This is a genomic window from Nesterenkonia massiliensis (assembly GCF_000455245.1).
Classification (GTDB): Bacteria; Actinomycetota; Actinomycetes; order Actinomycetales; family Micrococcaceae; genus Nesterenkonia; species Nesterenkonia rhizosphaerae.
This window is the reverse complement of record NZ_HG005170.1, coordinates 1-17,799: the sequence shown is the minus strand read 5'-3', so window position 1 is coordinate 17,799 and position 17,799 is coordinate 1. Positions and strand designations below refer to the sequence as shown.

The window sequence follows — 17,799 nt, the reverse complement described above, 5'->3', positions numbered from 1 at the left end:
GGCTCAGCCGCGGCCGGCACAGTGCAGGTTCAGCTGATGCGGGAGTTCTGCTGTGCCCAGTCTGCCCACCCGGCATAGCTTCCTACCAGTTCGCGAACGTCGTGTCCTTGTCGGCGCAGGGCGTTGGCAGCCACAGAGTTGCGCACTCCCGACTGGCAGTAGGTGACAATCGGCCCCGCAGCCGGCAGCTGGTCTTGGTGCCAAAGTACCCGGCCCGCGCTGAGCTGGACCGACCCGGGAATGTGTCCTTGGGCGTGCTCGGTCTTATTGCGCACGTCCAAGAGCTGGGCCGGGGTGAAGTTCTCCAGCTCGGCGGGGGTGACGGTGGCCGGGCGGTGCTGCGGCAGGCCAGTGAGAGTCGTGGTGTATGCGGTGACTTCGTCAATGCCCACCCGCATGAGCCGACGGCGCAGCTGCTCGGCGTGCTCCTGATTTTCTGCCAGCAGCACCAGGGGCGCGGTCTCATGCTCCGGGTCATAGGCCCAGGCCGCGAAGCTGGCGGTCTTGGCCCCGGCAGGGATGTTCAGCGCACCGGGGACGGTGCCCTGGTGCACCGCGGTATGCGGGCGGGTGTCCACCAGGATGGCCTGGTTCTGCTCCAGGGGCTGCCGCAGTTGTTCGGGGCTGACTTCGGGGAGGGCAGTAAGCGGACCGAGGACGGCGGGACCTTCTTTGTTCTGGCGCTTCATCCGTCCGAAGTAGGCGTGGGCGTCGGGCTGGCCCTCGAGCAGTTCAGCGATGAAACCGGCTTCGTCGTCGTTCTCCAGGTGCTTGGCCCACCACGCGTTGGCGCGTTCATAGCCCACTGTGGTGGCAGGCAGCGCGCCCAGGGCTTTGCCGCAGGCGCTGCCAGAGCCATGGCCGGGGTAGACCAGGACGTGCTCGGGGAGGGTGAGGAACTCTTGATTGAGGCTGCGGTAGAGCTGCTTGGCCCCTTCGTAGCGGGTGTCGACGCCGCCGGCGGCTTCGCCCAGTAAGTCCGGGCGTCCTAGGTCTCCGGCAAAGACGAAGTCTCCGGAGACCATGTAACCAGGGGCATCACTGAAGGCCCCATCGGTGACCAGGAAGACCAGGTGTTCTGGAGTGTGCCCCGGTGTGTGCCGGGCCTCGATAGTGATGTTGCCCAGGGTGATGGTGTCGCCGTGATGGAGCCGGTGGGCATCGAAGCCGTATTGCCAGTCCCGCCCTCCTTCGCCGGAGACATAGGCGGTGGCCCTGGCCGCGGCGGCGAGTTCTCGGGTCCCGGAGAGGTAATCGGCGTGGATGTGCGTCTCGACCACTGCAGAGATGGTCATCCCGTGCCGGGCGGCGATGGCGAAGTAGTCGTCGAGGTCGCGGCGGGCGTCGATCACGATCGCCTCACCGGTGGCCTGGCAGCCGACGAAGTAACTAGCCTGGGCTAGATCTTCGTCGTAGATCCGCTCTAAGAGCATGACAGTCCCTTTCTGACATACCGTCTGGATACGCAGGGGGGGTATAAGCGATAGCGTGTCACATACCCCCAGGGGTATGCAAACAGGCGTGGAAGGCTACGGCGAAGTCCCTTGCGGAAAAGTCCCTTGCGGAAGTGGTTCAGTAGGGAGGCAGGCTTGCCCACTCCAGGTCGGCCCGACGTTGGTCGCTGAGCTGCTGATCCTCGGCATCTTCTAGGCAGGTGTAGAGGCTCTGCCGCAGCTGGCGGACGTCGGTATTGAACAGTGAGATCTGATGTGCCACTGCGGTATGCACCCAGGTCACAGCGTAGGCACAGTGGAATGACTCATCCGCAGGCATCCAATTCCGTGGCGCATCACCACGCTTCTGGGACTGGGCGTCGCGGGTGGTCAACAGCAAGTTTCGGGGGTCGTTGTAGTACGCCTTGCGCGCAGCAGCATCTCTGCGCTGCATCTCCAGACCAGCGTGAGCCGGAGGCAGCACATGGTCCACTACAGTCTCAGCCGGTGAGTACTGCTGCTGTTCACCGGTGTAGGGGTCAGTGAACTCCCCCGCCCGCACCCCTGTGCGCGAGGAATTCCACTGGGGCTCCGCAATATCGCGGGCCAGGACCTCCTGCTGTGTGGTCAGCCCGTCCTCATTCACACCCCAGTAGCCGAAGTACTGGCGGCGCTTGCCGGCCGTGGACTCGATATGGAAGACCCCGGGATTGACCTCATCTTCCTCATCGAGTTCCGCGCGCAGCTCATCGCGCTCGTCCTCGGGACAGGAGGTGTCCTCAGCACTGATGACTCGTTTATAGCGCAACACATGCGGGCTGTCGGGTTGCCGGACGCTGAGCGTTTGGACCGCGCAGTCTTCAAAGTTCTCTTGCTCGACGCTGCGGATCCGCAGCTGATGCTCCATATTCCACAGCGCGTCAGCGTAATCCCGAGTCGAAAAAGCTGCCGTGGGACCCGGGCCCTCAGCCTCTTCAGCCTCCTTAGGCGCAGGGGCATGAGGCACAGGCGAGCTGCTCCGCCAGTCCAGATCAGGACTGGGCTCCCCCCAAGAATGTCCCTGACCGCCCTCGCCGTCCTGATCGCCCAGCTCATCTTCCATGCAGCCCCAGAGCAGTTCCCGCAGATAGTCGATGTCTGAACCGAAAAGTGAGATCTGGTGTTTGTGGGCGATGTGGGTCCAGGTCATCACATAGCTGCACCAGGCGTCTTCGTTGCTGGGCATCCACTCGGTGGGGGTGTGTCCAGCTTTTTCGCGGTTGATGGAGCCGATGGTGCTGGTGAGGTTCATGGGGTCGTTGTAATAGGCGACCCTGGCCTCTCGGCTGCGGTGCTGCATCTCCGGCCAAGTGTGCCCTACGGGGATCATGTGTTCGCCGTGGGTTTCGGTGCGGCCGATGTTGACTCGCTGGCCTGTGTAGTGGTCCCAGTAGGTGCCGGTCACCGCGAAGCTGGTGTTGCCCAAGTCCCGAGCGTGGATTTCCGTGCGGGAGGTGACGCCATTGCCGTTCACATCTGCCCAGCTGCCGTAGTAAGGCACCCGCTGGGCGGTGTTCTCATAGGGCCGGCCGTGGAAGAACTCTTCGCTGTCTTCGTCCTTGGCGTCCAACTCCGCACGGAGCTCATCCCCCTCCTCACCGGCGCACCACGTGCCATCAGGGCTGAGCACATGGGCATAGGTGCGCACCGGCTCCTGATCCAGAGGGTGGCTCACCGTGTAGGTCTGGGTGTCGCACTGGCTGTGGCTCTCGCGCTCGAGGGCGCGTACGCCAACTGAGGTTTCTAGGTTCCACAGCGCATCGGCGTAGTCCTGCGCAGAGTAGTCCTGAAACGGATTCGGCACCTCAGCGGGGCCGGAGTAGGCAGCAGCCGGGCTGAGGCCACTCAGCAGCAGCGCAGCTGAACCGACGACGCCGAGGGCGCCCAGCAACACAGGCCGGCGCCGCGGCTTACGCACATCTGCCCCCCGGGTTTGTATGAGTACTGGGTGAGTGTGGGTACGGAGTGAGTGTAGGTGCTGTGAACTGGTGGACTGCTGTGCTTCAGTCTAGAAGCCCGACTCAACTGCACCCATGAGGCACATCACAGCAGGCCCGATTCAGACTATGCCCGACCCACACTGTGCAGAACTCAGGCTATGCAGGACTCAGGCTATGCAGACAGTACGGCAGCCAGCACCTCTGGGGAGAGGTTGTACATCCGCAGTTTTGCGTAGGCGCGAATCTGTTCGTCGCTGAGTCCGCGAATCACTTCAGCCTCCGCAGCCGCCCCGCCGTCGATCTCCACTCCACCTTTGGGCAGTGAGCTGGAGAGCGGGCCCCCATGCAGAGGAACGTCGATGACCGAGATGGCAGCAGCCGTCAAAGAGATCACGTGAGACCGGTCGATGAGTCCCAGCCCCTCCAGCAGGGCCTTGGTGGAGGTCCCGTGGGAGACCACCACCACCGTGCGCAGGTCATAGTCAGTGTCCACGCAGGGTGTGGGCTCCAGGTCGGCCGCGCCGCGGATGATACCGCAGAATGCTTTCACCATGCGTTCGACGACGGCGCTGGGCTCCTCCCCTGAGGGTGGGGTCCCTTCGCCCTTCTTCCACGACTTGTACAGCTCGGCGTACTCGGTCTTGGCTGCGGCGGTCTTCATGCCCTCCCAGTCGCCGAGATTCTGCTCAATAAGCCCAGGTAGCTCCACCGGCGCGAACCCGAGCCCGAACTGATCGAACGTGGCATGGGTGCGCTTCAGCGGTGAGACGTAACCCGCGCTGGGATGCTGACCGCGTACGTAGAGCCCGGCGGCTCGAGCTTGGGCAAGACCGGATTCAGCCAGCGCCACCTCGGACTGCCCCTGTAGGCGGTGGGTCTTATTCCATTCGGTCTCGCCGTGGCGGACGCAGATGACTCGAATCATGGTGCTGCTCCCCCTAGAGAATGCTGATGCCGCGGAACTCTTTGGCCTCGGCGATGTCTTGGAGCAGCGTGAACTGGTCTTCCCAGTCGATGTCTAGCACGACGTTCTCGGGCAGCTCGTACATCTTCGGGTGTTCACCTACCCGGTCACCCACTTCGCGCATCACGCGGAAGGGAATCAGGTAAGCGCCGTGGTTGATCTCGAACAGCGGCTTGATGTCCTGGCTGCGTGGCCATTTCTCGTCGGTCGGGTCATAGTTGACCGGGCCGTTCTCATCCCAGAGGAAAGTCTGTAGCTTGGTGACGGAGAGCAGACTGTCGTGGCCGGCGTCGGCGGCTTCGCGCCATGCACTGACCAGTTCGGAGAAGTACTGGGACCCGATGAAGGGGTGGGTCACGTGGGTCATCATCATGGTGCCGGTCTCCTGGAGCTGCGCCACGTAATCGATGAACACACTCATGGGGGTGGAGGACCGGCCCAGCTCGTCGGGGCGCGGAAGCGCTTGGATCCGCTCATCGCCCTGATCTTCGGCAAAGCGTGCGGTGTAGTCCAGCACCACCGGGTCATTGGAGGAGACGATGATCCGATCAACCTCTTCAGTCCGGGTCAGCTGTTTGAGCTTCAGCTCCAGCAGGCCGCCCTCATAGGAGGCGAAACGGCGAGTGTTCTTATTCTTCACCCGCTCACTGCCGGCCCGCGCCGGCACGACGACGGTGATCTGATCGGTATCTACGGGTTTCAGGATTGAGCTGCTCACAGCAGCTGAGTCTACCTAGCCGGTGCTAGGGGTGAGTGAGGGGGTTCACGGAGGTGCCCGCGGAGAGGGCTCGCAGAGGGGCTCCAGGGACGGGTTTCAGGAGCGTCCAACGCGCCGCCCCAGCGGGCTCAGCTGCTCCAGACGCTCCAGATACTGCGCTTCGCTGAGCGTCAGCACCTCACCGGCAGTGCCGTGGGCGGTGACCAGTCCGCTGCGCACCAGCCGCTGGGTGAAGCGGAACTCGAAGCTGAGGTCATGCATCACCACAGGGTCATTCATGGGTGAGTGCGGACCGAACACGCTGGAGTCGGCAGCACGGTAGCCGGGGCGCAGTACGTGGGGGCTGGCGTAGAAGTCAGCGTGGAACAGTGAGAGCTCGGCCGGAGCAAACTGCAACAGGTCGTAGAGGATCCTCTGCAGCCCCAGCGGGGCACCGCGAAAGTAGAGGCCGAATTCGAACCTCGCGGCGCGAAGCCACTGCGGGGGGAGCTGCTGCTGTGCCAGCACCGGCCAGTAGAGCGGACGGGTGACCGCGAGCTGAAAGTCCCCGTTGAGCGCGGAGCGTTCGATCTGCTCCCAACCGCGCGTGAGATCCAGTCCTGAGTAGTAAGCGATATCCGTGCGGGAACCGATCCGCACCCGCTCTGTCTGGACGTACTCCGGGGTGAAACGGGGACGGACGACGACGTCGTGGGCGTCGATGAGTTCCCCTACCTCTTCGGCGGTGGCGGCGGGACCGACCACGGCGACCCGGCGGCCCAGCACCAGCTGGCGCATCCGCTGCTCCCCCGGCAGCTCAAGCTCAGCCGCGCGTTGAAGGCTCAGTTCCTGCAGCGGGGCAGCATCACCGGTCCAGAGCGCGGCATCTGCCCGCAGCTTGTCCACCTGCTGGTGAGCAAGCTTGTGCGGGCGGTCCACTGGGGGTTTTGCCGCAATCCTCTCCAGCCGCTGGTCCTGCTCGAGGTAGGCGTAGGCGCCCATCAGGTGCTTGACCCACAGCGCTGATTCCAGCGGGATGCCGCGCAGTTCGTTGACCCGGTTCTGCGCCATGGCTCGGCGGATCATCGTGCCGGTGAGGAATGCGCCTAAGAACTGCAGACGCACCGCCAGGGCCTCCAGCAGCAGCTGGTGCAGATCCGGCAGGTCCTGCTCATGCGCGGCGAGGACCGCTTCTGCCGCCTCAATCTGCGCGGCAGTGGGTTGGGCTGTACTGGAGTCGGTTGTACTGGGGTCGGCTGCGAAAAGCTGTTCCACCGGGTCCCAGAAGTCGGCACCGCTGAGCGTGCCTTTCGTGGGCCTCAGGGTGTGTACGTACGTCCAGATGCGCGCGAAGTCGAAGTGCGAACGGGCCCCGGAGCTTAAGATCCCCTCGATGGCGCGCAGGTCCTTCGGGTTGGCGGCGAAGGCCCGCTCATAGAACTCCGCGGATGCCTCGAACTCAGCGATATAGGACTTCCGGTGGGCCGCGGCCAGTGCCAGCAGGTTTCCGGCCCTGGGGTCCTGCTCTGCTCGCTGGCGCAGCAGCGGCAGGTCCGGGACTGGCTCGGCGCCAGCCGCAGGCACCAATCCCGCCACGGGGTCGTAGCTGACCGCTGCGGCGTCGTCGTCGGTGTGGTGGTCGCGCAGCGCGTCCTGCAGCAGTCCCGCCAGCAGTCCTCGGTAGGAGCCGGTGGCCTCGCCCTCAGGGGTCAGCCGGGTGGAGGCTCGGGTCAGCGCGTGTGCAGCAGCGGTGCCTGCCGGTCCGGGCAGCCGAGTGGCCCGCCAGGCAATCCCTTTGACCATGGCAGCCGCGGCGATCTTCAGCCGCAGATGATGCAGGTTCACCGCCATCAGCGTTCAGCTCCCGTCACCGGAGCGTTCGTCACCACAGTGCTCATGACCGCAGTGCCCATCATCTGAGCGCACCGCCGGTTTCGATGGCGTGGACGTACTCCTCCGGGGTCAGCGCGCCCACCTCGGCACTGCGCCCGTGCAGGGTGATGATGCCGGTGGCCTGCAGGCCCTGCAGGTACTTGAAGTCGAAGAGCAGGTCATGGAGGACGATCAGGTCGTTCATGATGGAGCCCGGCCCGTAGGAGGTGTCCTTGGCCTCACGATAGCCCGCGGCGAAGGGATCCAGTCCGGTGTACATATCGCTGTTGAACACGGCGATCTCCGCTGGTTCGAACTGCAGGATGTCGTAGATAAACCGCTGCACACCCAAGGGCGCGCCGTGGAAGTTCAGCGCGTAGTCCTGCCGGTAGAACCGCAGCCAGGGCAGCTGCCGGTCCAGGTGCTGCTGCAGGCTGATCGGCCGTGCCACGGCGAGCTGGAGATTGCCGCTCTCCACCGCGGCGTCCAGCTGCGGCAACAGTGGGTCGATGTCTTGTCCGTTGATGTAGACGATGTCCGTGCGGCTGCCCTGGGACTTCGTGTGCTGGGCCACGAAGTCCAGGGCAAAGCGGGGACGCACGACGACGTCGTGGCCATCGATCAGCTCTCCCAGTTGGTCTCCGGTGTCCACTGGTCCCACGATCGCCACTCGTTTGCCTCGGACCAGGGATTCCATGGTGTCATCCACCGGCAGTGGGATACGGGCACGCTGCTGCGCGGAGTACTCAAGATAGGGCCGGTGGTTGCCACGGGTGAGCTGCACATCGGCGGCGAGCTTCTGCAGCTGTTGGGCGGCCAGATCAGTCTGCGGCGGCCAAGGGGCGGGGTCGATGAGCCGCTGCGCCTCCTCTAGCCGGTCCAGGTACACCAGGGCCGCCAGAAGTTTCTGCCGGTGCCCAATGTGACCGCCGGAGGTGGTGCCCAGCCACGCGAGGCTGCGTTCGGCCAGCCGCTGGCGGATTTCGAAGCCCAGGCCTAGGTGCCCGGCGAACTGCAGCCGGTAGCTGATGAGCAGCGTGGTGGGCCAAGAGAGCCGGTGGCCGGCGGCCTCGGCCTGCTGCAGGGTCTGGACTGCGGAACGGGCTTCAGCCGCGCTGATGGCTCCACCGGCCGCGAGTTCCGTTGTGAACAGGGGCGCCAGTTGGTCCATCGCCGCACGGCGCTGGCTCTTGATGTGCGCCTTGGCGCGTCGGCTGCGGTGGCCTTCGTAGAGCTCTGCGCTGCGCCAGAGCCTGGGCCAGTCGCTGACGGCGCGGCAGCCGATGGTGATCACATGCCGGAAGGTTTGGTCCTGACCTGGGTCCAGGGCCAGAGCTTTTTCGTAGTGCTCAAGGGCCTTCTCAAGCTGCAGCACGTGGGGTTTGCGGAAGCGTTTGGCCGCATCGACGTGCCACACTGCGTTGGGCCGTTGGGAGACCGCTTGCTCAAGCAGTTCCAGTCCGCGATCGAGGTCGCCGTGGTCGAACTCCAGCCGTCCCAGTTCGTGCAGGATGGCGGGGTTCTCCGGTGCTAGTTCGGCTGCCCGGTGCAGGGCCTGGCGGGCTTCCTCGGTGCGCGGCTGGGGGCCTGTGGTCAGCCCGGCGATGGGATCACGCATGAGTCCGGAGCTGCTGGCCCGCTGCAGGGCCCTGCCCAGGGCCAGATGCCGCACTGGGTTCTCTGAGTCCAGCTGGGCGGCGCGCTGGCGCATGGCCAGGGCGGCGTCGTAGCGGTGGATCCGGTGGTAGCGGGCGGCTAGGCGCTCAAGGTAGTCCGCGTCCTTGATGGTGGAGATATCCAGGCGCTGCAGCAGTCGCTGGGCGCCGCTGCCGTTGGCTTCGAAGACCAGGCTGGCTGCTTGGGAGTGCAGCCGCCGTAGCGGCCGGTCCTCCCCGGTGAAGTCAGCTTCGGCGGCGGAGGGCACCGCGCGACCGGTAAAGACGATGGCACGCGCCAGGGCGGTGTCCGCTCCGGGGACTTTGGCCAGGGTGTGAACGGCCCGGCGGGCGGCTTCGGCGCCTAGGGCGAGTGACTTAAGCATCGAGACGGAAGTCTACTCACCCCTAGCTGACAGAGAGCGCTGCCCTCGCGTTCCTAGGACTTGGGTCCTCTTGGGGCTCCAATGCGCGATGCTGCCTTCTTGTACACTTTTCGGCCCATCTTCAGCGCTTGCGAGTCTGTGGACCCGAGCTTCTTCTGCTGCTCTACTGCGCGTAGCCCGGCGGCTTTATGCGCCTGCGTGAGGTACCGGTTGATGCGGCGCGCGGTGGCGTCGTCCTCGGCACCGTGAAGCAGGTCCTTCTGGGCTTCTGCCAGGCGTCGCGCACCCACGCTTCCGTGATTGTGCAGCAGGTAGCTGAAGCGTTCATATTCCGGCAGCGGAATCTGCGGGTGCTCAGCGAGAACCTGCGGGTCAAGGGACTGCAGCAGGGTGCTCCAACCTGCCGGCAGGTCCGTCTCCTCACCGTCGAGGCGGCGCTGGGCGTCACCGAAGAGCTGGTCGAACCGGTTAAGCATCTTTGGGCTGTAGGTGACGGTGCCTTTGAACTCCGCGCCGGAGGAGAAGGTGAATTCCCCGAAGTAGGGGCCATCCACCGTGTCATAAAGGTCTACCCGCACAAAGGGGGCATCTGTCATGGTGGACAGTTCGATCGCCCAGCGCGAGAGCATCACAGCTGAACGGGGCACCACCGGCACCGCGGGCTGAAGGTCCTTAGGCTTAGCCCAATAGTCCTTTCCCGGCGTAAAGGGTGTGAGATTGCCTTTGAGCTTGATCATCTTCGGCGGAGAAGAGTTGCGGTCAATCTGGGCGACCATGGCAATCTGCCCCTGGAACATATAGAACTTGTAGTCAAAGGGCACCTCCCCTGGCTGAGCTCCGCGGAGGAACTCTTCCACAATCCAGACCGGGTTCTTCCTTCCGAACGCCGCTGCCACAGCCTGCTGCTTCTCCCGGATGCGCTCCAGGGTGCATTCCCGCATGGCCATATGGTCGAAGTACCGGTTCTCGCCGAGTTTCTCCAGCAGCATGACCCCCTTGGCGGACCAACCGTGTGCGAATTTCAGCGCGGTCCGCTCCCCCAGGATCTCTGGGGTGATCTGCTCCGGTGAGGTCAGCTTGGCGTACTGCTTGGGCAGACCGATGGTGGTCCCGCCCAGGGTCTTGTCTCTGAGTAGCTCTTGGACATAGGTCTTATCCGAGAGCTGCTGACGCAACCTGGTGCCGCGTTGGCGGAATTCCGCAGCGGTGAACTGTAGGAAGGGTGACTTTTTGGCACGCGGGCGCGTCGCTGGTGGCATATAGGTGTGCTTCTCCTTTAGACGGGCAACAGCTTGGAGACTTTGCGGTAGACCCGCTTGGCCTGCTGGGTCACGCGGTTGCTGGGAGGCGCGCCCAGTCTGCGGGCGCTGCGTCGGGCGGCATGGTGGGCATCCACCACGTAACGGTTGATGGTCTCCTCCGCGCCATGTTCCACCAGTGCCTGTTGGGCTTGAGCCAGGCGGTAGCCACCCAGGCTACCCTGATTGTGCAGGTAATAGGCGTAGCGCTGGTACTGCTGGAGGTCCATCACCGGTTGGGCCGCGATGACCTCAGGCTCAAGAGTCTGGAGAGCTGTGCTGAAGGTATCCCGCGGGGTCACGGTCTCCCCGTTGAGTTCCCGTTGGGCCTCATTGAAGAGCTCGTCGAGATGGTCATCGATAGCTCGACTGTAGGTGACGCGTCCTTTGATCTCCGCGCCGGTGGAGAAGGTGAACTCGCCGAAGTATGGGCCGTCCACAGTGTCGTAGAGGTCTATGCGGGAGAAAGGCGCGTCGGTCATCTTTGCCAGCTCGATGGCCCAGCGGGAGAGCATGACAGCCGAACGCGGTACCAGCGGGACCGTCAGCTGGGTGTCATTGCGTCCTGTCCAGTAATCCCGCCCCAGCGTGAGGGGCTTGAGGTTTCCATCGAGCATCACTGCTCGCAGCGGGGATGAATTACGGTCAATCTGGGCCACCACGCCTATCTGATCTTGGAACATATAGAACTTGTAGTCGTAGGGCACCCCGCCGGGCTGGGCTCCCTGCAGGAAGTCCTCCACAATCCAAGCTGCCTTCTTCTTGGGGAACTTCGCCAGAATCGCCTGCTGTGAGCGGCGAATATTGTCCAAGCTGCGCTCACGCAAGCTCATGTGGTCGAAGTACTGGTGCTCGCCGATGCGCTCTAAGAGCATCACACCCTTTGCGGACCAGCCATGGGCGAATTTCAGAGCAACTCGCTCGCCGAGAACTTCATCAGTGATCTGTTCCGGCGAGGTGAGGATGGCGTGCTGAGTAGGGAGACCTATGTGCTGGCCACCCAGGGTCTTGTCCCGCAGCAGCTGGTGCACGAAAGTCTTATTCGTGAGGTCCCGTCGCAGCTTGGTGCCACGGTTGTAGTACTCCGCAGTGGTGAACTTCATAAAAGGCGAGTCACGTCTACGTTGAGGTCTAGCCACTGCGGGATCCATTCTGTAAGGCCGGCGGGAACGCGGCGGTCAGCACATTGTCCCCGAGCGTACCGTGGTCACCTTGACGCATCGCGCAGAACACCCTTGTGAGAAGCAGGGGCCACAGTGGTGCCGGATGCAGAGGAGAAAAGTTCTAGTAAGTTGTGACAAGTCCCAGACACAGAGGTTCCGCCCGAGAGCAGAGGCGATTGAGCATGTGCTGAGATCTGAGCACATCACAGTATGAGGAGAGGATCGGATGCCGCGCAGCTTCCTGCAGAAAGCCACTAGGCGGATCCTGCGCACAGGTACGCCGCGAAAGCGGCAACCCCAGGCAAACCCTCGCATCCCCTCGCCCAATCCAGCCAGTGGCACCGCCGTCCCCATCGTCACCGTAGGGATCACCACGCACCAGGATGCGCAGCGAGTAGGCCGCTGCCTAGAGAGCGTCGCCGCCCAGAGCCTGGGGACTTCCTATATTGAAGTGCTGGTGGTGGATGACGGATCCACTGATGCCACGGTGAAGACCGCCAGCGCCTATAAGGACAGCGCAGACTGGGCCGGGTTCACCGTGGCCCGCCACCGCGGAACGGGTAGCCCGTCGAAGGGCAGGAACACTATCCTCGACGCCGCCCGGGGCGAGTTTGTCTTCTTCCTTGACGCCGATGATTACCTCGGCGACCAGGCGCTGAACAGCATGGTGGCGCAGGCCCGTGAGACATCTGCCGATCTGGTGGTGGGCCGGTACGTGGGCGTGAACCGTTCAGCGCCGAACGTCTTGCCCCCTAAGGACCCTAAAGTGAAGGGCTACCACGCCGGCTGGCTGAACAGCCTGCACGTGCAGAAGCTCTTCCGGACAGATTTCGCGCGCAGGCTGCCCTACCGCTTCAATGAGTCGCTGATCTACGCCAGTGACCACCCGTTCATGGTGGCCGCGTTTCTCTACGCGGACAAGGTCGCCCTGGTAGAGGACGTGGACTGCTACTTCATCACCCTGGAAGAACCGGACTCGCAGCACCGAGTGCATGTGTCTCGGGCTGAGGTTCCGGCGCACCAGCAGCTGCAGTTCATTCATGACTGTTTTGGACTGATGGCTCTGGCGCGTGGCCAAGGTGGAGAGCTCGCGCAGCGGGCTGGGCGGATGCGGGCGGACTATTGGAACCGACTGCTGAAGCTGCACATCCCAGTACTGGTGCTGCGCAAGAGAGAATCCCAAGACCGCGCCATTCTGGACCTAGCGAGCCAGGCCAAAGCGCTGTCTGAGCTCTATGGTGCCCAGACCTCCCGAACCCGCCTAGTTCCTGAGGCGCAGCAGTTCTTGGCCGCCCTGGACTCTGCTGAGGAGGATACTGTGCGCCAGGCGGCGTCTGCCGCGCGCGGCGGTGGCGACTCGCTGACCAGCTAGCTGACAGCCGTCTCAGCGGAGGCGTCAGTGTCCAGAAGCGGGCGGACGCTGAGTTCTTTGAGGATCACGGGATTTTTCTTCCGCTTCGATATCACCGCGACTTCTTCCAACCGGAGTCCCTCTGGGCATCTGATGACCAGGTGCCGTTTCGGGCCTCGTTCGTTGGTGGCAACAGGTTCGAAGTACCCGGACTCCTGGTCGTAGTCCACCAGCTGCGCCGAGAAGTACTCGCGGGTGGCTTTATCAGCCACGTCCTGTCCCTCATCGGCGCTCACGGAGTAGCGGACTTTGACCTGTCCCTTCTCGAATCGTCCTTCGAGTTCCATGACCAGGACGCACCCGTCCTGGAATGGTGCGTTGAAGCGCGTGGGCTCCGCGCTTAGTTCAATGGGTGAGTCAACCAGGTTGACCGCCGAATCCACTGGCGTGAGGGCTTTGTGCACTCTGCCCTGCAGTATGGGGAATTTGGCGACGACGTCTTTGACGTCCTGTGGCTGCCAGCGGCGCATTTCTGCTACGGCAGCGGAGAGGAAATCTTGGCCTTTGTACTTGGCCAGAATGTTGTCCTGGCCTGAGTGCCGTGTGCGGAAGAATCCGGGATGCTCGGAATCGACGATGACGGGGCCGCCGGTATCGCTGTACTGGTGTGCGGTGTCGTGAAGGCCTTCCAGCTCTCCTTCGGGGTTGAGCTGAGCAACAGACATCATGCCCACGCTGGCCATGGGGTGATAGTCGCGCCGAGCAAAGTAGTACTCTCCCTTGGACCGTATGGCAGAGAACCCATATCCCAGGGATACGCGCCAGCCGGGTTCGGCCGCGGCACCGTAGCGAGCCATCCGGTCGAAATAGTCCTCAGCGATCAGGTCATCGTCATCCAAACGGTAGATCCCCAAACGCTGAGTCTGGCCATCAGTCCACCCCGCAACCGCACGAATCGCTTCGACTGGCGGAGCGGTGCCGCTGACGGCTGAGTTGACCTCATACAGATGCAAGAACTCGTATTTGTGCTCTGCATTCTGGAGAGCGCTGAGGTACTCGTCGGGCAGTGAAGGGGAGTAGCAGACCACATGGGCGACTTGGTGGGTCTCACCCATGGCGCGCTGGATCTGCGGAAGTGACTCGTTGATGAAGATCTCAGTCCGGGGGGCCATCCGCTCAGGAGCGTACAACCAGTTCCGGTAGCTCTTTTCATCTGACTTGCCGCGGGTGGCGGCAAACTTATCCGACTGATAGGAGTACACGCTGAAGCGTGTATGTCCGATGAACTGCATGGGTTCTCCCACTTCTGACAAATCGAAACGGCAGGGTATTGAACGAGCTAAACGCCCAAAGGGCACAGTTAAGTAGGTCTGGCTTTACTGTTGGGGACTGCGAGCTTCTTTCAGCTCTGCGAGCTCGTCTTCCAGCTGAAAGCGGTGCGCTTCGAAGGTGGCAAGGAGGCGACGCTCAGCAGCTTCAAGCCGCGCTTCTGTTGCCTCCATCATCTTGAAACGATCAGCAGTTCTGTCGTCAATGCGCCGGACTCCAGCTGCAATGTGACGGTTCTGCATCAGTTCTTGATCGATGGTACGTACCCGCGCCCGGATTATCCGTAGTTGCCGCTGCAGGAAAGCTAGTGTCAGCGCAACAAGGCCCATGAAAAACACTGCGCTGACGGTCGCGGCGCCGGCAGCGAATCGCCAGTGTTCCGCGAACACAGCAAGCGCAACCCCCAAGAGTGCCAGAGCGCTGATAGTGAAAAAAATGATCTGAGCAATGGGCAGAAGTTTCACCGGGATAATACCTCCGAGGCGTGGTCAGCGTGGCGTAGCAGTTGCTGGACGGGGTCATCCGAAACATGGGCCCCGTAAGTGCTCGCAAACTCTATACCTTGCTGCGATTGACGGAGGTATTCTGACGGCCGTTCCATATAGAAATTCACGGTGCTTCTTACGTCGTGAGCGTCGGCGTACACGGCGGCATCCCCGTAGATGGGGAGGTACGCCGGAGGAAGGACGACGATGCATCCGGAAGCCAAGGCTTCGAGGACCGCGAGACTGACGTCCGGCGCCTCCGAACCCCGGTCAAAGTGCACGAAGAAGTCCACCGACCGGTAGTAAGTGCGCCTACTGATTTCGTGCTGCCTGAAGCTCAGCCAGGACGCTGGCAGACGCGCGGAACCTAAAGCACGAAGAGCCGAGGACGGGTCACCGTAGAGGCGAACATCTGCAGAGCCGTCGGTGGGATAGATCTGCTCAATGGTTTCAGGCGAGTCCGGCCACAGGACTTCGCGATCTCCCGCCCAGCGTCCGATGACGGGGCGGGTATTACGGTGACGAGTTCTGCGGACCTTCCACTGAGCTGCGTTAACCCTGGTGACGTGGAGCTGCTCCAGTAACTCGTCCGGCTCTACAAAGCCTTTGAGCTCCGAGAGCACGTCAGATGACTGAGCGATCCATGTGGGACGTACTCCGAAGAAGACCTGGGCGTTGGTGGCGCAGTCCTTAGGTACATAGTGCACCTGGAAGTCCGCTGAGTCCCAGGGTTTCTTCCCCGCGATGACTGCCACAGTCCCTACGTCAAAAGCGACGCTTCCGTCCGGCACGAACTCTAGAAGCTGTGGGTTCCTTACCAACACAAGGTGAACCCTGTAGAAGTCCTCATCGGCGAGAACGGACGCGACTTTCCCCTGCGAGATGAGTTCTTGCACCGGGGCTATGAAAGTACGCGAGTATTCCGAAAGGTGAAGGGCGTTCTCCATGTGCATGACCCCCACTCGGCGACCATCCTTGAGCAGACGCCGGATTTCTTCCAGGGCGAGCTCTTGGGTTTCTCCTAGCTCGCACCAGTCAGCTACGAATACCGCATCGAGAGTCTGCGGGCTATCTGGAGGCGATGTGAATCTAGGCGGAATGTAGATAGGACTCGCCTGACCTGCGGCGCGACGAAGTTCAGCCGGCTTCGCGCGTGCGTGCCAAGTCTTGTAGCTGCTCCAGAACGCCCTGCGGGCTGGGTGCTGCCAGCCCGCCCGGAAGTCAGATCGCGAGAGGGAATCCGGGAGGATGCGCATGAAGATCAGTGGATCTGAGATTTGATAGACATCCGTGCCGGCTAGAGCCGAGATACGATCTCGCATCTCATTGTCGGCGGCTTTTCGCGCGGGGAGGTAACCGCCGAGCTCGCGCATGATGGGTGTCCTGACCATCAGCGTCGGCGCGCTCGGTATGAAGGGGAAGTATCCGCGCCGGATACGCACCAAGTCTTCCGTCATGTTGACTGTATAGACCTGGTTGCCGGGTCTCTGTGGGTTACGTAGCAGGTGGTTGACCTGGGTTTCGATTCTCTGGGGGTGTGACCAGTCATCGGCGTCCTGTCCCGTGATGAATTCACCGCGCGCTTGGGAGATGCCCACATTGCGAGCGGCGTAGGTTCCACCGTTGACTTCCAACCGAATTACCCGCACCCGGTCATCCAGTGCTTCAAGCTCGTCTAGCACCGGCGCCGAGTCCGCTGGCGATGCGTCATCCACGATAAGCAGCTCAATGTTCTTCCAAGTCTGCTTCAGTATCGAGCGCGCCGAGAGGAGAATGTCCTCACGCACAGGCTTGAAGCTGGTCATGATGACGGTGACCAGCGGTCCAGGAAGCTGAGGTCCGTGTTCAGGAAGACTGTCGAGACGGTTGAACGGGGTGCCCTCACTTGAGTTTAAGAACACTGGAGTCAACCCGTTGCGAATGAACTGACGGTTAAACCCTTCGAGCCATCGATCATACTCCCGAGCCGTCCCGTCACCTCTGATGAAAGGGCTCCGTGAATCCACTGCGATGTAGCTGAAGTAATGGGACTTGATGTCCGGGTACTGCAGAATCAGCGCGTCCAGCTCTTCGAGGCGCCCTTCTTCGAAGAGCAGCTCGGCCAACAGTTTGTTGAAGCGCCGAGGTTTGTCTCCCTGCTCTGCTACGGAGTTGAGCAAGGTAAATGCTTCGATGGCGAAGTCGGTGTCGCTCGCCCGGACATTCTGCAGCGCTACCGTATGGGCGAGGCGGCCTAGCCATTGCAGGTCTAGGGAATGTGCTGAAACCGCGCGCTGGAGGACCTGGACTTTGAGTCGCTCCCACGTGAGCGTGCCATGTGTTGATGCAAACGCTAACAATTCGCGCATCTGCAGAGATTCGCTGCGAAGCGCCGTGCGCTCAAGGCCGACACCGAATGATCCCGCGTTGTCCAAATACTGCTGAAGCAGCCGAGGTTTCAGCAGCGTCTGTACTTCATTCATTACTACTGCTCTCCTACTAGCTGTTCCTCACGACGCGTCATACTATGGCACGCCATATGAAACTGTATAGCTCGCCTTGCTCAGGTAATCCCTGCTACTGCCCGATCATGCAAGGATCCTGGCAGCACCCAACTCGTCGGCGGGATCGCGTTATGCTGCGAGAGCACGGACGGGAATCAAAGAAACGGAGAAGCTCCTAAATCGTTCAAGGACGTAGCCAGCTCGATTTATGCAGCGACGGTGCCCACCGCAGTAAAGCATGGTTGTGTCCACTTTGTCTGGACCAGGTAAGCTCAGTTTGTCTCATTCCCAAGGTGGGGTGGGGTTATTCCGGACTCATTGAGGTGGCAGTGAAAGCAAAGAAGACGTCGATATCTAAGCTCGCACACATACCCAAGTTGCGGTGGGAAGGGCGGTTCTCTATAGACCTCGCTCAGCACGCTATCTATAGTCACGTCGCTGAGGACAGCCTGTACGAGTTCATTTTTGCGCCAAAACCACAATCCAAGCGCTTGATCGTCTTTTTCTCCGGTGATGCCCGCCGAACCTTGTTCGATCCGCCCGTCTTCCAAAGGTGGAGCTGGGCACGAAAATTCCCTGCCAGCTGTATTTACTTTTCAGACCCAGCACTCCATCTGCGAGGGGACCTCGGATTGGGTTGGTACGCCGGGTCGGCCGAGTCTGACTACCTCCGTGGCATCTGGGATATTGTCAACGATTTTAGT

At 62.1% G+C, this 17,799-nt stretch carries 13 protein-coding genes; 2 read left to right on the top strand and 11 right to left on the bottom strand.

Annotated features, from left to right (window positions below):
* Positions 1 to 29 precede the first annotated feature (29 nt).
* The 8 genes from TX78_RS09655 to TX78_RS09620 all read right to left on the bottom strand — a co-directional run bounded on the left by TX78_RS09655 (position 30) and on the right by TX78_RS09620 (position 11,387).
* A complete protein-coding gene (locus TX78_RS09655; protein ID WP_044495917.1) occupies positions 30 to 1,433 on the bottom strand; it encodes an MBL fold metallo-hydrolase in 1,404 nt (467 codons plus the stop codon).
* Positions 1,434 to 1,572: 139 nt separating this feature from the next.
* Entirely contained in the window at positions 1,573 to 3,390 is a 1,818-nt protein-coding gene (locus tag TX78_RS09650; protein WP_147640465.1) for a DUF1524 domain-containing protein, read from the bottom strand.
* A 194-nt stretch (positions 3,391 to 3,584) separates the two neighbouring features.
* Positions 3,585 to 4,337 (bottom strand): histidine phosphatase family protein, encoded by a 753-nt coding sequence (locus tag TX78_RS09645; RefSeq protein WP_044495914.1) that lies wholly within the window; start codon positions 4,335 to 4,337, stop codon positions 3,585 to 3,587.
* A 13-nt stretch (positions 4,338 to 4,350) separates the two neighbouring features.
* Positions 4,351 to 5,094 (bottom strand): acylneuraminate cytidylyltransferase family protein, encoded by a 744-nt coding sequence (locus TX78_RS09640; RefSeq protein WP_049897771.1) that lies wholly within the window; start codon positions 5,092 to 5,094, stop codon positions 4,351 to 4,353.
* 96 nt (positions 5,095 to 5,190) lie between these two features.
* Positions 5,191 to 6,924 (bottom strand): hypothetical protein, encoded by a 1,734-nt coding sequence (locus TX78_RS09635; RefSeq protein WP_044495912.1) that lies wholly within the window; start codon positions 6,922 to 6,924, stop codon positions 5,191 to 5,193.
* A gap of 61 nt (positions 6,925 to 6,985) precedes the next feature.
* On the bottom strand, positions 6,986 to 8,986 hold the full coding sequence (locus TX78_RS09630; protein WP_044495910.1) for a tetratricopeptide repeat protein: 2,001 nt from the start codon (positions 8,984 to 8,986) through the stop codon (positions 6,986 to 6,988).
* Positions 8,987 to 9,039: 53 nt separating this feature from the next.
* Positions 9,040 to 10,245, bottom strand: coding sequence for an ATP-grasp fold amidoligase family protein (locus TX78_RS09625; protein ID WP_044495908.1), 1,206 nt, complete (start codon positions 10,243 to 10,245; stop codon positions 9,040 to 9,042).
* Positions 10,246 to 10,262: 17 nt separating this feature from the next.
* Positions 10,263 to 11,387: an ATP-grasp fold amidoligase family protein gene (locus tag TX78_RS09620; protein WP_044495905.1), complete on the bottom strand. Its 1,125-nt coding sequence runs from the start codon at positions 11,385 to 11,387 to the stop codon at positions 10,263 to 10,265.
* A gap of 286 nt (positions 11,388 to 11,673) precedes the next feature.
* Between TX78_RS09620 and TX78_RS12745 the strand changes: the two genes are divergently transcribed.
* Positions 11,674 to 12,819 carry a glycosyltransferase family 2 protein gene (locus TX78_RS12745; RefSeq protein ID WP_049897768.1) on the top strand — a complete coding sequence of 382 codons (1,146 nt, stop codon included), beginning with the start codon at positions 11,674 to 11,676 and terminating at the stop codon, positions 12,817 to 12,819.
* Here the strand turns inward: TX78_RS12745 and TX78_RS09610 are convergent.
* From TX78_RS09610 to TX78_RS09600, 3 genes are all read right to left on the bottom strand, one after another.
* A complete protein-coding gene (locus tag TX78_RS09610; protein ID WP_044495903.1) occupies positions 12,816 to 14,090 on the bottom strand; it encodes a glycosyltransferase in 1,275 nt (424 codons plus the stop codon). The two genes, TX78_RS12745 and TX78_RS09610, sit on opposite strands and share 4 nt — an antisense overlap.
* Positions 14,091 to 14,174: 84 nt before the next feature.
* Positions 14,175 to 14,591 carry a hypothetical protein gene (locus tag TX78_RS09605; RefSeq protein ID WP_044495901.1) on the bottom strand — a complete coding sequence of 139 codons (417 nt, stop codon included), beginning with the start codon at positions 14,589 to 14,591 and terminating at the stop codon, positions 14,175 to 14,177.
* The gene (locus tag TX78_RS09600; RefSeq protein WP_044495898.1) at positions 14,588 to 17,074 is read right to left on the bottom strand and encodes a glycosyltransferase family 2 protein; all 2,487 of its coding nucleotides are present in this window, start codon (positions 17,072 to 17,074) and stop codon (positions 14,588 to 14,590) included. Before TX78_RS09600 ends, TX78_RS09605 begins: the two co-directional genes overlap by 4 nt.
* Before the next feature lie 350 nt (positions 17,075 to 17,424).
* On the opposite strand from TX78_RS09600, the gene TX78_RS14400 reads away from it, so the two are divergent.
* Positions 17,425 to 17,799 (top strand): hypothetical protein (locus TX78_RS14400; protein ID WP_222704269.1); only part of this gene is annotated, 375 nt, incomplete at its 3' end.